This window comes from Burkholderia sp. SCN-KJ (assembly GCF_024656005.1).
Taxonomy (GTDB): Bacteria; Pseudomonadota; Gammaproteobacteria; order Burkholderiales; family Burkholderiaceae; genus Burkholderia.
Genome location: NZ_JANKOG010000012.1, coordinates 44885 through 57495 on the forward strand (window position 1 = coordinate 44885; position 12611 = coordinate 57495).

The window sequence follows — 12611 nt, forward strand, 5'->3', positions numbered from 1 at the left end:
TCACCCAGGCGGGACGCCGGCCGTTGCATCCCGCCGCGCGTCCCGGCAGGCTGTGCGACGCTGCCGCGCATCGAACGACAACCGCCATCCGAGGAGCACACGACGTGAACGACACCCCCGATCGCCCCGACGACCTTCCCGCCGATCCCGACCGCCGCCGCATGCTCGGCGGCCTCGCCGCGCTCGGCGCGGGCGTCGCGCTCGGCGGCTGCGAGACCACGCCGGGCAGCGCGCCGCGCTCGGCCGCCGACCTGCGGCTCGACGACGCGCTGCGCCGGCAGGTGCGCCACATCGTCGTGATTTATGCGGAGAACCGCAGCTTCGCGAACCTGTACGGCGATTTCCCGGGCGTGCAATATCCGCTGAGCGAGGTGAAGCCCGAGCACGCGCGGCAGCTCGATCGCGACGGCAAGACGCCGCTGCCGGTGCTGCCGAAGATCTGGGGCGGGCTCGTGCCGCAGGCACAAGAAGTCGGCGGCCAGCGCTACGCGATCGCCGAGCGCGACATCGACAAGCTGCCGAACGCGCCGTTCCGGATCGCCGACGCGCAGGGCAAGCCGCTGCCGAACGGCGTGATCACGCGCGACCTGTGGCACCGCTTCTACCAGAACCAGATGCAGATCGCCGCGGGCCGCAACGACCAGTTCGCCGCGTGGGCCGATTCCGGCGGCCTCGTGATGGGCCATTACCGCAATTCCGCCGACACGCTGCGGCTGTGGAACCTCGCACGCCAATACACGCTGTGCGACAACTTCTTCATGGCGGCCTTCGGCGGGTCGTGGCTGAACCACATGTTCCTGATTTCCGCGCAGCCGCCGATGTATCCGGATGCGCACAAGCATCCGCACGCGGCGAAGCTGCTGTCGAAGGTCGACGGCGACGATCCGGCCGGTACGCGCCTGACGCTCGCCGCCGATTCGCCCGCGTCCGCGCTCGACGGCCCGCCGAAATTCGCGGTCGACGGCCCGCTGACGCCCGACGGCTACGGCGTCAACACGATGGCGCCGCCGTATCAGCCGAGCTACGTGCCGCCGGCCGATCCGGGCAACGCCGCGTATGCGGATCCGGCCGACCGTCGCGTGATCCCGCCGCAAGGCCATGCGACGATCGGCGACCGCCTGTCGGAGAAGAACGTCGACTGGGCGTGGTACAGCGGCGCGTGGCAGTACGCGCTCGAGCACCGCGACACCGGCATGGTGCCGGATTTCCAGTACCACCACCAGCCGTTCAACTACTTCGCGAACTACGCGCCGGGCACCGGCGCGCGCCGCAAGCACCTGCGCGATGCGGGCCTCGGCGACGAGCCGTCGACCAATCATTTCATCGCCGACATCGACGCGGGCCGCCTGCCCGCCGTCGCGTTCTACAAGCCGCAGGGCAACCTGAACATGCACGCGGGTTATGCGGACGTCGAATCCGGCGATCGTCACATCGCGCACGTGATCGAGCGGATCCGGCGCGGCCCGCAGTGGGCGAACACGGTGATCGTGATGACGCACGACGAGAACGGCGGCTGGTGGGATCACGTCGCGCCGCCGGTCGGCGATCGGTGGGGCCCCGGCTCGCGGATTCCGGCGCTCGTGATCTCGCCGTTCGCGAAGAAGGGTTACGTCGACCACACGATGTACGACACGAACTCGATCCTGCGCTTCATCAGCCGCGTGCACGGGCTCGCGCCGCTCGACGGTGTCGCCGCGCGCGACAAGGCGTTCGCGTCGCGCGGCGCGACGCCGCCGGGCGACCTGACGAACGCGCTCGATCTCGGCTGACGAACGGCTGACGCCTCGCTGAAGCGACGACGCCCCGGTGCAACGCGGTTGCCCGGGGCGTCGTGTTTTGCCGTTCTGCATTCTGCATTCTGCATTCCGCATTCCGCATTCCGCGTCCTGCGTCCTGCGTCCTGCGTCCTGCGTTCTGCGTTCTGCGTTCTGCGTTCTGCGTTCTGCGTTGCGTGTTTCGCGTTCCGCGATCCGTGCTCCGTGCTCCGCGCAGGCGATGCTACGCGACGCCGTGCAACGCGTCGCTCGCCGCACTTGCGGCATGACGACCTGCCTGCCGGCCGAAGAACGTCGCATCGGCCAGCGACAGCCCCGAGCTGTACCCGGCGCCCCAGCGCGGCAGCCCGCAGGTCGTGCGGCCGGCCGCATAGAGGCCCGCCACCGGCGTGCGCGTCGCGTCGAGCACCTGCCCGGTCGGCAGCGTATCGAGCCCGCCCAGTGTGAAATGCGGGTAGAACGCGTAGTCGATCCGGCAGTCGAGCGCGACGAACGGCGGCTCGATCAGCGGCTGCAACCATTTCTTCGCCTTGTGGAACAGCGGATCGACGCCCTCGGCCGCGTGACGGTTGTAGACGTCGACGGTCGCCGTCAACGTGCCGGCCGGCATCTGCAGGTCGCGCTCGACTTCGTCCCAGGTCTCGCCGGCCGCCGCGATGCCGATCCGCGCGATGTCCGGCGGCTGCTGGTAGGTCGCCTGGTCGACCAGCAGGTAGATCCGGTCGTCGGCCTGGTGGAACGCGTGGTGGCCCGTGCGGCCGTGATAGCCGTCCTCGTTGATGAACCGCTGCCCGCGCGCGTTCACGAAGATCCCGCGGATCAGCGATTCGGGCGCGTAGAACGGCAGGCTGACGAAACCCTGATCCATGTGGATCGCCGCGCCGCCGGCGCTCTGGCCGAGCAGGATGCCCGAGCCGTCGTCGCCGGGGCTGCCGATTGGTTCGGCCGAGCGCAGGAATTGCGGCGCATGCCGGCGCACCATGTCGCGGTTCATCGCGAAGCCGCCCGCGCACAGGATCACCGCGCGACGCGCCCGCACGAACGCCGTCTCGCCGTACGCGCGCAGCACGACGCCGCGCACCGCGCCGGCATCGTCAACGATCAGCGCCTGTGCGCGCGTGTCGTAGCGCGTCGACACGCCGAGCGCCTGCACGCGCTCGGCCAGCACGCGCATCAGCATCTGCCCGCCGCCCCAGCCCGGCCATTGCGGCGTGTGGCCGCGCGGACACGGCTTCGCGCTCTCGCTGAACGGCCAGGCTTCCTCGCTGCCCGACCAGATCAGGCAGTCGTCGGTTTCCGGCTCGATGATCCGCTCGGCAATGAACGTGTTCTTGTACGTGACGCCCTGCGCGACCAGCCAGTCGTGATGAGCGAGGCTCTCGTTCGCATAGAGGCGCACCTTCGCCTCGTCGGCGTCGCGGCCGCCCGCGAGCATCAGGTAGCGGTACAGGTCCTCGGTGTCATCGCTGAAGCCGGCCTGCCGCTGCGCGGGCGTGCCGCCGCTGCCGCCGAGGTACATTTCGCCGCCGGACAGCGCGCTCGTGCCGCCGTAGCTCGACGCGCGCTCGACGATCAGCGAGTCGGCGCCGGCGCTCGCGGCTTCGATCGCCGCGCACGCGCCGGCCGCGCCGAAGCCGACGATCACGACGTCGTGTTCGGCGTCCCAGCGATGGACGTCGCGGACGTTCAGGGGGCGAGTGAGGGAGTATTCGGATGACATGGAGGCAAGGGTCTGCGTGAAGGGATTCGGTGAAAGGTGGCGGTCGGGGCACTGCGCGGCCGGACCGGACACCGGCGCGTCGTCAATGCGAGCGATCGCAGGCACGCGAACGCCGCGTCGTCGACGGGGAAATCGAGCAGCAGCGGGAAGCCAAGCCGCGGGCATGCACGCGCCGGACGAACTGCCGCGCGTGCGCCGCGCCGCGACACTGCGCTGCGCGAACGCCGTCCACCCGGTCGCCGTCGCATCGTGACGGCGTCAACGTGACATCGAGTCGGCGCGGCACGCGGCCGCGCCGTCGTCACATGCCGCGCAACGCGGCGAAACCGAAGCGCGAAGGATCGATCGGCACGCAACCGGTCGGCAGGCCGTTCGCATCGAGCGAGCGGCATTGCAGGATGCCGGCCGCATACGGCGGCGCCGGGACCTGCTCGGCGCCATATCGCGCGATCACCATCGCCGCGAACGCACCCATCGCCAATACGCACAGCTTGCGAGTCGTCAGTCTCATGATCGTGTCCCCTCCGGTTGGCCGCTATCGCGGTTCGTGTCCGGCGCACTGGCCTCGGGCAAACAGGCAACCGCACCGGATGACTGCACGGTAGCCAGCGCCGGCCCGCCGGCCATCGTCCATTTCGACTAGGGGCAAACGCGAAGCGGCCCTGACGGAACGTGCGGCGCCGCAGCATCGCCGAGCGATGGCGGCGGCGTCGCGATCGGAAAACCGCGTGCCGCAGCCCGTCGTGACGGGGCGCGCGACCTTCGGGCGCACGCCACGCGTTCATCACTGCATCGCACCATCGGACGATGCACGGCCGTCGCGCTGGTGTTTTCCCCGATCGGGCCCTGCTCCGTATGGATGATGAGGATCGATCGGTCCGATGCGAACCTGCGGGCCGACGTCGTAATGCCGCTGCGTCCGCGCTCGCGGCGCGGCCGAGTCTTTCCGTTCATTCACGGGAGTACCGCATGACCGATTCGAATCCCCGCCACGCGCTGTACGAACTCGCGTGCCGTTACGCGCAGGCCGTCGACCGGCGCGACTGGCCGCGCCTCGCCACCCTCTTCACCGCCGACGCCCAGCTCGACGGCCCCGGTTTCCGTTTCGACGACCGCGATGCGATCGTCGCCGGCATGCGCGTGATCGAGCGCTACGAAACCACCCAGCATCACGTGCACAACCAGCTCGTCACGCTCGACGGCGGCGAGGCCGACGTCGAGACCTACTGCCTCGCGTGCCACGTGTACGTGCGCGACGGCGTGAAGCGCAAGCTCGACTGGGGGCTGCGCTATCGCGACCGCTGCGTGTTCGACGGCGGCACGTGGCGCTTCGCCGCGCGCACGCTGCACGTCGACTGGTCGCAAGACCTGCCGCTGGAGGGCTGAACGATGCACGCATCCCTTCCTCTCGCCGGCCGCACCGCGCTCGTCACGGGCGGCGCCGGCGGCATCGGCGCGGCCTGTGCGCGCGCGCTTGCCGCCGATGGCGCGGCCGTCGTGCTGATGGGCCGCCGCCGCGATGCACTCGAACGCACGCAGCGGCACCTGACCGACACGCTGCCCGGCAGCCGCGTCGCGATCCATGCCGGCGACGCCTGCGACGACGGCGACCTGCAGGCGGCGCTGGATACCGCGTGGGCGCTCGACGGCCGGCTCGACATCGTCGTGCCGACCGTCGGCGGCGCCGGGTTCCGGCCGCTGCTGATGCACGACGCCGACAGCTTCCGCGCGGAAATCGAGCTGAACCTGAACAGCGCGTTCGCCGCGATCCGCCACGCCGCGCCGCGGCTCGCCGACAGCGGCGGCGGCACGATCGTCTGCATCTCGTCGACGGCCGCGCAGATCAATTTCCGCTGGCTGACCGCGTACTGCACCGCGAAGACCGCGCTCGAAGCGCTGGTGCGCGGGGCCGCCGAGGAACTGGCCGGCGCGAGGATCCGCGTGAACGCGGTGCGGCCGGGCCTCACGCGCTCGGAGGCCACCGCACCGATGTTCGACAACCGGGCGCTCGTCGACAGCTTCCTCGACCAGATTCCGCTCGGCTCACTCGGCGAGCCGGAAGCGATCGCGCACGCGGTGCGCTATCTCGCGGGCCCCGAGTCGGGCTGGGTCACCGGCCAGAGCTTCGCGGTCGACGGCGGCCACGAGCTGCGCGCCAACCCGCGCGTCGACGCCACCATCGCGCAGATCTACGGCGCGGCCGCGCTCGACGCGGTCAAGGCCGGCCGTGCGCCGGGCGCCGCATGAGCGCCCGCCTTCTTTCAACGTCACAGGAAATCGACCGGACATGAATCGAGTCGCAAACAAGGTCGCGCTGATCACCGGCGCGGCGAGCGGCGTCGGCCGCGCGGATGCGCTGCTGCTCGCCGCCGAAGGCGCGCGCGTGGTGCTCACCGACATCGACGAGGATGCGGGCCGCGCACTCGCGCGCGAGATCGGCGACACCGCGCTGTTCGTCCATCAGGACATCGCCGACGAAGACGGCTGGCGGCACGCGATCGCGTCGACGCTCGAGCGCTTCGGCCGCCTCGACGTGCTCGTCAACAACGCGGCGATCTGCCCGGTCGGCTCGATCGAGGACACGAGCCTCGACACCTGGCGACGCGTGCTGCGCGTCAACGCGGACGGCTATTTCCTCGGCTGCAAGTACGCGATCGGCGCGATGAAGCACAACGACACGCCGGGCTCGATCGTGATGATGTCGTCGGTCGCCGCGCTCGGCGGCCTGCCGATGATGTGCGCGTACACCGGCTCGAAAGGCGCGGTGACGGCGCTCGCGCGAAGCGTCGCCGTCCACTGCAAGCGCAGCGGCTACCGGATCCGCTGCAACTCGATCCATCCGGACGGCATCTGGACGCCGATGACGCAGGCGCTGATACCCGGCCTCGATCCGGCCGAGCTCGGCATCGGCCACGATCCGATGGCACGCATGTGCGACCCGCAGGACGTCGCGAATCTCGTGCTGTTCCTCGCATCCGACGAATCGCGCTTCGTGAACGGCGCGGAGCTGCGGATCGACAACGCGCAACTGGTTGCGTCGCTATGATGCGGCGCGTGGCTTTTACGTTCGAAGGAGTAGCGTTCCGATGATTTCCTTTTCCGGCAAGACCGTGCTGGTCACCGGCGGCGGCGCGGGCATCGGCCGCGCGTGCGCGCAAGCGTTCGGCGCGGCGGGCGCGCGGGTCGTGGTGGCCGAGGTCGATCCCGCCCGCGCGCAGGACGTGCGCCAGGCACTCGAAGCCGCGGGCGTCGACGCGCTCGTCAGCACCGTCGACGTCACGCGCCGCGACGAGGTCAACGCGTTCGCGCGGACGATCGACGCCCGCTTCGGCGGCCTCGACGTGCTCGTCAACAACGTCGGCGATTTCCTGCAGATCGCGAAACCGTTCGACGACCATACCGACGACGACATCGCGCGGCTGTTCGACGTGAACCTGCGCCAGGTGTTCGTCGTCACGCGCGCGATGCTGCCGTTGCTCCGCAAGCGCGGCGCGGGCAGCAGCATCGTCGGCGTGTCGTCGATCGAGGGCTTTCGCGCGATTCCGAACTGCACCGTGTACGCGTCGTTCAAGGCCGCGCTGACCGGCTTCACGAAAAGCCTCGCGCTCGAACTCGGGCCGGCCGGCATCCGCGTGAACCAGATCGCGCCGGAGACCACCGAGACGCCGCAGGTGCCCGTGAGCGCGATGGTCGCGGCCGAGCATCGCGCGCACGTCCCGCGCTGGATTCCGCTCGGGCGCTTCGGTGCGGCCGGCGACATGGCGGGCGCCGCGCTGTTCCTCGCGAGCCCGCTCGCCGCATGGGTCACCGGCACGACGCTGCACGTCGACGGCGGCGCACTCGCGGCGGCCGGCTGGTATCGCGATCCGAACGGCTTCTGGACCAACATGCCGGTCGTCACCGGCAACGGCTTCAATTTCTGAGCGACGTTCCGCACGGATTCGTCCGTTCAATCGTCGGTTCAATTCAAGCGGCGCGCCTGCGCCGCCACCGGAGACACCATGAAAATCCTGATCGTCGGCGGTACCGGCCTCATCGGCGGCCACGCCGCATTGCATCTGCGCGCGCAAGGCAACGACGTGACGCTCGCCGCGCGCAAGCCGCCCGCGCCGGGCAGCGCGCTCGCGCAATTCGACGTGCTGCTGCGTGACTACGTGGCCGGCAACTTCACGCGCGACGATCTCGCGCCATTCGACGCGGTCGTGTTCGCGGCCGGCAACGACATTCGCCACCTGCCGCCCGGCACCGACGAAGCCGCGCACTGGGAACGCGCGAACGTCGAGGCGGTGCCGCGCTTCTTCGCGCTCGCGCGCGACGCGGGCGTGAAGCGCGCGGTGCTGGTCGGCAGCTTCTATCCGCAGGTCGCGCCGGCGCTCGTCGACACGGTGCCGTACGTGCGCTCGCGCCATCTCGCCGACGAACGCGTGCGCGCGCTCGCGTCGCCGTCGTTCGCGGTGTGCAGCGTGAATGCGCCGTTCGTCGTCGGGTCGGTGCCGGGGCTGCGCAACGAGATGTTCGCCGCGTACACGGGTTACGCGCAGGGCAAACTCGCGGGGCTGCCGGTGTACGGGCCGGCCGGCGGCAGCAACTTCATCTCGACGCAATCGCTGTCGGAAGCGATCTGGGGCGCGCTGCAACGCGGCGAATCCGGCAAGGCCTATCTCGTCGGCGACGAGAACCTGAGCTTCGCCGACTACTTCGCCGCGTTCTTTCGCGCAGCCGGCAATCCGCAGCCGGTGCCGTCGCTCGACCAGGAGCATCCGCTGCTGCCGGACATCGCGATCTATACGGGGCGCGGCAACGTCGTGGCGTACGAGCCGGACCCGGCCGATATCGCGCTGCTGCGCTATCGGCGCGGCGACGTGCAGCGCGCGGTGAACGAAGTGGTCGCGCAGTGCGGCGCGTAAGCGCACGGCCGGCGTTGCACGCCTAACGCTGAAACGAAGCAGAAACGAAAACGTCCCGCCACCGGCGATGCATGCCGGCGGCGGGACGTTCATGCCACAACGTCGTTACTGCGTGACTTCGACTCGCATCGTCAGCTGCCGATACGCTGTTCGATCTTCTTCATCGTCTCGGTCAGCTCCGCGGGCAGACGCAGCTTCAGCGTGTCGAACAGCGCCGCATGCAGCTTCAGTTCCTCGCGCCATTCGCCTGCATTCATCGACGTGACCGCCTCGAACTGCTCACGCGTGAAGTCGAGCCCGTCCCAGTGCAGGTCGTCATACGCCGGCGACACGCCGAACGCATGTTCGCCGCCGCCGCCGTTGCCTTCGAGGCGATCGAGCATCCACTTCAGCACGCGCATGTTCTCGCCGAAGCCCGGCCACACGAACTTGCCGTTCGCGTCCTTGCGGAACCAGTTCACGCAGTAGATCTTCGGCAGCTTCGCGCCCGCGCCTTCGAGCTGCTTGCCGAGCTTCAGCCAGTGCGCGAAATAATCGCTCATGTTGTAGCCGCAGAACGGCAGCATCGCGAACGGGTCGCGGCGCACCACACCCTGCTGGCCGGCCGCGGCGGCGGTCGTCTCGGAGCCCATCGTCGCGGCCATGTACACGCCTTCGACCCAGTCGCGCGCCTCGGTCACGAGCGGCACGGTCGTCGAGCGGCGGCCGCCGAAGATGAACGCGTCGATCGGCACGCCGGCCGGGTTCTCCCAGTCCGCGTCGATCGACGGGCATTGCGATGCCGGCGCCGTGAAGCGCGAGTTCGGATGCGCGGCCTTGCGGCCCGTTTCCTTGCCGATCTCCGGCGTCCACGGGTTGCCCTGCCAGTCCGTCAGCTTCGCGGGCGGCGTGTCGGTCAGGCCTTCCCACCACACGTCGCCGTCCTCCGTCAGCGCGACGTTCGTGAAGATCACGTTCTCCTTCAGCGTCGAGATCGCATTCGGGTTGGTCTTCACGCCGGTGCCCGGCGCGACGCCGAAGAAGCCGGCTTCCGGGTTGATCGCATACAGGCGCCCGTCGCGGCCCGGCTTCAGCCACGCGATGTCGTCGCCGATCGTCGTGACCTTCCAGCCGTCGAAGCCCTGCGGCGGGATCAGCATCGCGAAGTTGGTCTTGCCGCACGCGGACGGGAACGCGGCCGCGACGTGATACTTCTTGCCGGCCGGCGACGTCACGCCGAGGATCAGCATGTGTTCGGCGAGCCAGCCCTGGTCGCGGCCCATCGTCGACGCGATGCGCAGCGCGAAGCACTTCTTGCCGAGCAGCGCGTTGCCGCCGTAGCCGGAGCCGAAGCTCCAGATTTCACGCGTGTCGGGGAAATGCACGATGTACTTGACCGGGTTGCACGGCCACCGCACGTCCTGCTGGCCGGCTTCGAGCGGATGCCCGACGCTGTGCACGCACGGCACGAATTCGCCGTCCTCGCCGAGCACGTCATACACCTCGCGGCCCATGCGCGTCATGATCCGCATGTTCACGGCCACGTACGGGCTGTCGGACAGCTCGACGCCGACGTGCGCGATCGGCGAACCGAGCGGGCCCATCGAGAACGGCACGACGTACAGCGTGCGGCCGCGCATCGAGCCGCGGAACAGGCCGTTCAGCGTCTCGCGCATTTCTTCCGGCGCGATCCAGTTGTTGGTCGGGCCGACGTCGTCGGGCGATTCGGTGCAGATGAAGGTGCGGTCCTCGACGCGCGCGACGTCGGACGGATCGGACTGCGCGAGATACGAGTTCGGGCGCTTCGCCGGGTTCAGGCGCGTGAGCGTGCCCTGATCGACCATCGCCTGGCACAGCGCGTCGTTCTCTTCCTGCGAGCCGTCGCACCAGACGACACGCTCGGGCTCCGTCAGCGCCGCGATGCGCGATACCCAGTCGATCAGCTTGCGATGTTTGACGTAGGCAGGGGGAGCGATCAGCGGGCCGTGCGTCGCTTCGGCCAAAGAGTTTTGCGACATGGGAATGTCTCCAGATTATTGGGCGGGGATGGGGGATGCGGGGCGAGCCCGCGAGATGAGGAATGCGGTCGGAGCGCAGGTTGAAGCGACGCGCAAGGCGGGACGCGCGAGCGGAGCGCGTGTCGATGCCGCGATGCGGGCGAGAGAATGTGATGTCTCGTATGAGCGTGCGAACGCGAGTTTCGCCATGCAAGCAACCTGCCGTACAACTCCATATCGGCCAGCATACCATCGCCGTTATTGGGGTGGCGTTGCGTTGCAACAAGAAACAACTGTGTCGACGCGCCGGCACGCCGCTTGCCGGCAAGTCCTTTTTCTGCGTCGCCGTGTGCGCTTTGGGGACGAAACGGCTGGAACGTCCGTCCGGCAAGGGTTTCGCAAAAAACGTAAAATCGGCGCGACACGTTCGCATGCGATGCACGCGAACCGTCGCCGTCCGAATTCACGTTTTCGCTACTCAGGCAAACCCTGAATTAGGTTGCGTACACAAACATCCGTCGTGCACGCGTTGGGTACGCTACCGCTCAAAACGGCGCGCCGGGCAATTCGGGGTAATACGCGCCCGCCGCCATCCCGCCGTCGACGGACAGCTCGGCGCCGTTGCAGTACGACGCTTCGTCGCTCGCGAGAAACAGCGTCGCGCGCGCGATTTCTTCAGGCAAACCGACGCGCTGCAGCGGCACGTGCGTGTAGTGCTTGTTGACTTCATCGAGCGGCGCGCCGGTCGGATTCGACATCACCGTGTTCACGCCTCCGGGATGAATCGAATTGACGCGCACGCCCTTTTGGCCGAGTTCGAGCGCCGCGACCTTCGTCAGCCCGCGCACGCCCCATTTGCTCGATACGTAGGCGGCCAGCGCATTCACGCCGCGCAGCCCGTCGACCGACGAAATGTTGACGATCGACCCGCTCTTCTGCGCAATCATGTGCGGCGCGATCGTGCGAATGCCGACGAACGTGCCGACCAGATTGATCGACACCGCACGCTCGAAATCGCGTTTCGACAACTCGGTGATCGCGCCGAAGATCAGCACCGCCGCGTTGTTGACGAGCACGTCGATGTGGCCGAACTGCTCGACGGTCGAGTCGGCCACGCGTTGCCAGTTTGCTTCGTCGGCCACGTCGAGCCGCATGAAGCGCGCGGCGCTGCCGAGCTCGCGCGCGAGCGCCTCGCCTTCCGCGTCGAGCACGTCGGCGATCACGACGCGCGCGCCCGCTTCGACGAACAGCCTGCACGTCGCCGCGCCCATTCCGCGCGCGCCGCCCGTGACGATCGCTACCTTTCCTTTCAGTCGAGTCATGTCGTTCTCTCTTCGATGCGTTTCGATTTCAGTTGCGGTTCCGGTTTCGATTCCGATTCCGTTTCCCTTTGCCGGCCGCGACGCGCGGCTACGCGCCGGTGCGCCGGCCGATGACGAGTCGACGACCACGCGGCGATCCCGCGCCCGCCGTCAGCCCCAGTACGCCTGCCCGCCGTCGAGCGGCAGCGTCGCGCCCGTCAGATACGCCGCATCGCGGCTCGCGAGAAACACGATCGCGCGCCCGATGTCCTGCTCGCAGTCGCCGATGCGGCCGAGCGGGATCGTGCGGAAGAACGCGGCGGCCTCGTCCGGGTTCGCGTCGACCCAGCCCTTCAGCCCCGGCGACAGCGCATGCGGCGCGACCGCGTTCACGCGGATGCCGTCGGCGCCCCATTCGCATGCCGCCGCACGCGTGAGCGCACGAATCGCTTCCTTGGTTGCCGCATAGGCGCCGTAACCCGACGTGTCCCACCGCACCGCGGCCGACGACGCGAAATTGACGATCACGCCATCGCCCTTCAGATGCGGATGACACGCACGCATCATCCGCAGCGTGGCGATCGGCCCCGATTCGAGCCCGGCGAGGAAATCCGCGTCGGTCACGTCGAGCAGGCGGCCGAGCGGCACGACCTGTGCGTTGTTGACCAGGATCTGCACGCCGCGAAAGCGCTCGACCACGGCGTCGACGCACTGCGCGATCTGCGCGGCGTCCATCACGTCGCACACGAACGGCGCCGCGACCCCGCCGCGTGCGCGAATCGCATCGCACGTTGCAACCAGCTTGTCGCGTGTGCGGCCGACCACGGCCACCCGTGCGCCTTCGGCCGCGAGCGCGTGCGCGACGCCTTGCCCGACGCCCTGCCCCGCGCCCGTCACGAGCGCGACCTTGCCCTTGAGGATGCCCATGCGCG

General features: G+C 69.1%; 11 protein-coding genes. 6 read left to right on the plus strand and 5 right to left on the minus strand.

Annotated features, from left to right (window positions below):
* The first annotated feature begins 104 nt into the window (after window positions 1–104).
* The gene (locus NQV17_RS20395; RefSeq protein ID WP_257773624.1) at window positions 105–1769 is read left to right on the plus strand and encodes an acid phosphatase; all 1665 of its coding nucleotides are present in this window, start codon (window positions 105–107) and stop codon (window positions 1767–1769) included.
* 229 nt (window positions 1770–1998) lie between these two features.
* Here the strand turns inward: NQV17_RS20395 and NQV17_RS20400 are convergent, their stop codons facing one another.
* Together NQV17_RS20400 and NQV17_RS20405 are read right to left on the minus strand one after the other, a co-directional pair.
* A complete protein-coding gene (locus NQV17_RS20400; RefSeq protein ID WP_257773625.1) occupies window positions 1999–3495 on the minus strand; it encodes an FAD-dependent oxidoreductase in 1497 nt (498 codons plus the stop codon).
* 301 nt (window positions 3496–3796) lie between these two features.
* Window positions 3797–4006, minus strand: coding sequence for a hypothetical protein (locus tag NQV17_RS20405; protein ID WP_257773626.1), 210 nt, complete (start codon window positions 4004–4006; stop codon window positions 3797–3799).
* A gap of 458 nt (window positions 4007–4464) precedes the next feature.
* Here NQV17_RS20405 and NQV17_RS20410 point away from each other — a divergent pair, with 458 nt between their 5' ends.
* The 5 genes from NQV17_RS20410 to NQV17_RS20430 all read left to right on the plus strand — a co-directional run bounded on the left by NQV17_RS20410 (window position 4465) and on the right by NQV17_RS20430 (window position 8402).
* Window positions 4465–4881 carry a nuclear transport factor 2 family protein gene (locus NQV17_RS20410; protein ID WP_257773627.1) on the plus strand — a complete coding sequence of 139 codons (417 nt, stop codon included), beginning with the start codon at window positions 4465–4467 and terminating at the stop codon, window positions 4879–4881.
* A 3-nt stretch (window positions 4882–4884) separates the two neighbouring features.
* On the plus strand, window positions 4885–5742 hold the full coding sequence (locus tag NQV17_RS20415) for an SDR family NAD(P)-dependent oxidoreductase (RefSeq protein ID WP_257773628.1): 858 nt from the start codon (window positions 4885–4887) through the stop codon (window positions 5740–5742).
* 40 nt (window positions 5743–5782) lie between these two features.
* On the plus strand, window positions 5783–6541 hold the full coding sequence (locus tag NQV17_RS20420) for an SDR family oxidoreductase (protein WP_257773629.1): 759 nt from the start codon (window positions 5783–5785) through the stop codon (window positions 6539–6541).
* A gap of 40 nt (window positions 6542–6581) precedes the next feature.
* On the plus strand, window positions 6582–7418 hold the full coding sequence (locus NQV17_RS20425; protein WP_257773630.1) for an SDR family NAD(P)-dependent oxidoreductase: 837 nt from the start codon (window positions 6582–6584) through the stop codon (window positions 7416–7418).
* A gap of 78 nt (window positions 7419–7496) precedes the next feature.
* On the plus strand, window positions 7497–8402 hold the full coding sequence (locus NQV17_RS20430) for an NAD(P)-dependent oxidoreductase (RefSeq protein WP_257773631.1): 906 nt from the start codon (window positions 7497–7499) through the stop codon (window positions 8400–8402).
* A 131-nt stretch (window positions 8403–8533) separates the two neighbouring features.
* Here the strand turns inward: NQV17_RS20430 and NQV17_RS20435 are convergent, their stop codons facing one another.
* From NQV17_RS20435 to NQV17_RS20445, 3 genes are all read right to left on the minus strand, one after another.
* Window positions 8534–10399 carry a phosphoenolpyruvate carboxykinase (GTP) gene (locus tag NQV17_RS20435; RefSeq protein WP_257773632.1) on the minus strand — a complete coding sequence of 622 codons (1866 nt, stop codon included), beginning with the start codon at window positions 10397–10399 and terminating at the stop codon, window positions 8534–8536.
* A 524-nt stretch (window positions 10400–10923) separates the two neighbouring features.
* Window positions 10924–11700 carry an SDR family NAD(P)-dependent oxidoreductase gene (locus NQV17_RS20440; RefSeq protein ID WP_257773633.1) on the minus strand — a complete coding sequence of 259 codons (777 nt, stop codon included), beginning with the start codon at window positions 11698–11700 and terminating at the stop codon, window positions 10924–10926.
* Window positions 11701–11850: 150 nt separating this feature from the next.
* Window positions 11851–12606 (minus strand): SDR family NAD(P)-dependent oxidoreductase, encoded by a 756-nt coding sequence (locus NQV17_RS20445; protein WP_257773634.1) that lies wholly within the window; start codon window positions 12604–12606, stop codon window positions 11851–11853.
* Between the last annotated feature and the right edge of the window lie 5 nt (window positions 12607–12611).

Bases quoted from the DNA above. Each gene is read 5' to 3' on its own strand.
- NQV17_RS20420 (WP_257773629.1), top strand. From the start codon at position 5,783: ATGAATCGAGTCGCAAACAAGGTCGCGCTGATCACCGGCGCGGCGAGC.
- NQV17_RS20430 (WP_257773631.1), top strand. From the start codon at position 7,497: ATGAAAATCCTGATCGTCGGCGGTACCGGCCTCATCGGCGGCCACGCC.
- NQV17_RS20440 (WP_257773633.1), bottom strand. From the start codon at position 11,700: ATGACTCGACTGAAAGGAAAGGTAGCGATCGTCACGGGCGGCGCGCGC.
- NQV17_RS20400 (WP_257773625.1), bottom strand. From the start codon at position 3,495: ATGTCATCCGAATACTCCCTCACTCGCCCCCTGAACGTCCGCGACGTC.
- NQV17_RS20425 (WP_257773630.1), top strand. From the start codon at position 6,582: ATGATTTCCTTTTCCGGCAAGACCGTGCTGGTCACCGGCGGCGGCGCG.
- NQV17_RS20415 (WP_257773628.1), top strand. From the start codon at position 4,885: ATGCACGCATCCCTTCCTCTCGCCGGCCGCACCGCGCTCGTCACGGGC.
- NQV17_RS20435 (WP_257773632.1), bottom strand. From the start codon at position 10,399: ATGTCGCAAAACTCTTTGGCCGAAGCGACGCACGGCCCGCTGATCGCT.
- NQV17_RS20405 (WP_257773626.1), bottom strand. From the start codon at position 4,006: ATGAGACTGACGACTCGCAAGCTGTGCGTATTGGCGATGGGTGCGTTC.
- NQV17_RS20410 (WP_257773627.1), top strand. From the start codon at position 4,465: ATGACCGATTCGAATCCCCGCCACGCGCTGTACGAACTCGCGTGCCGT.
- NQV17_RS20445 (WP_257773634.1), bottom strand. From the start codon at position 12,606: ATGGGCATCCTCAAGGGCAAGGTCGCGCTCGTGACGGGCGCGGGGCAG.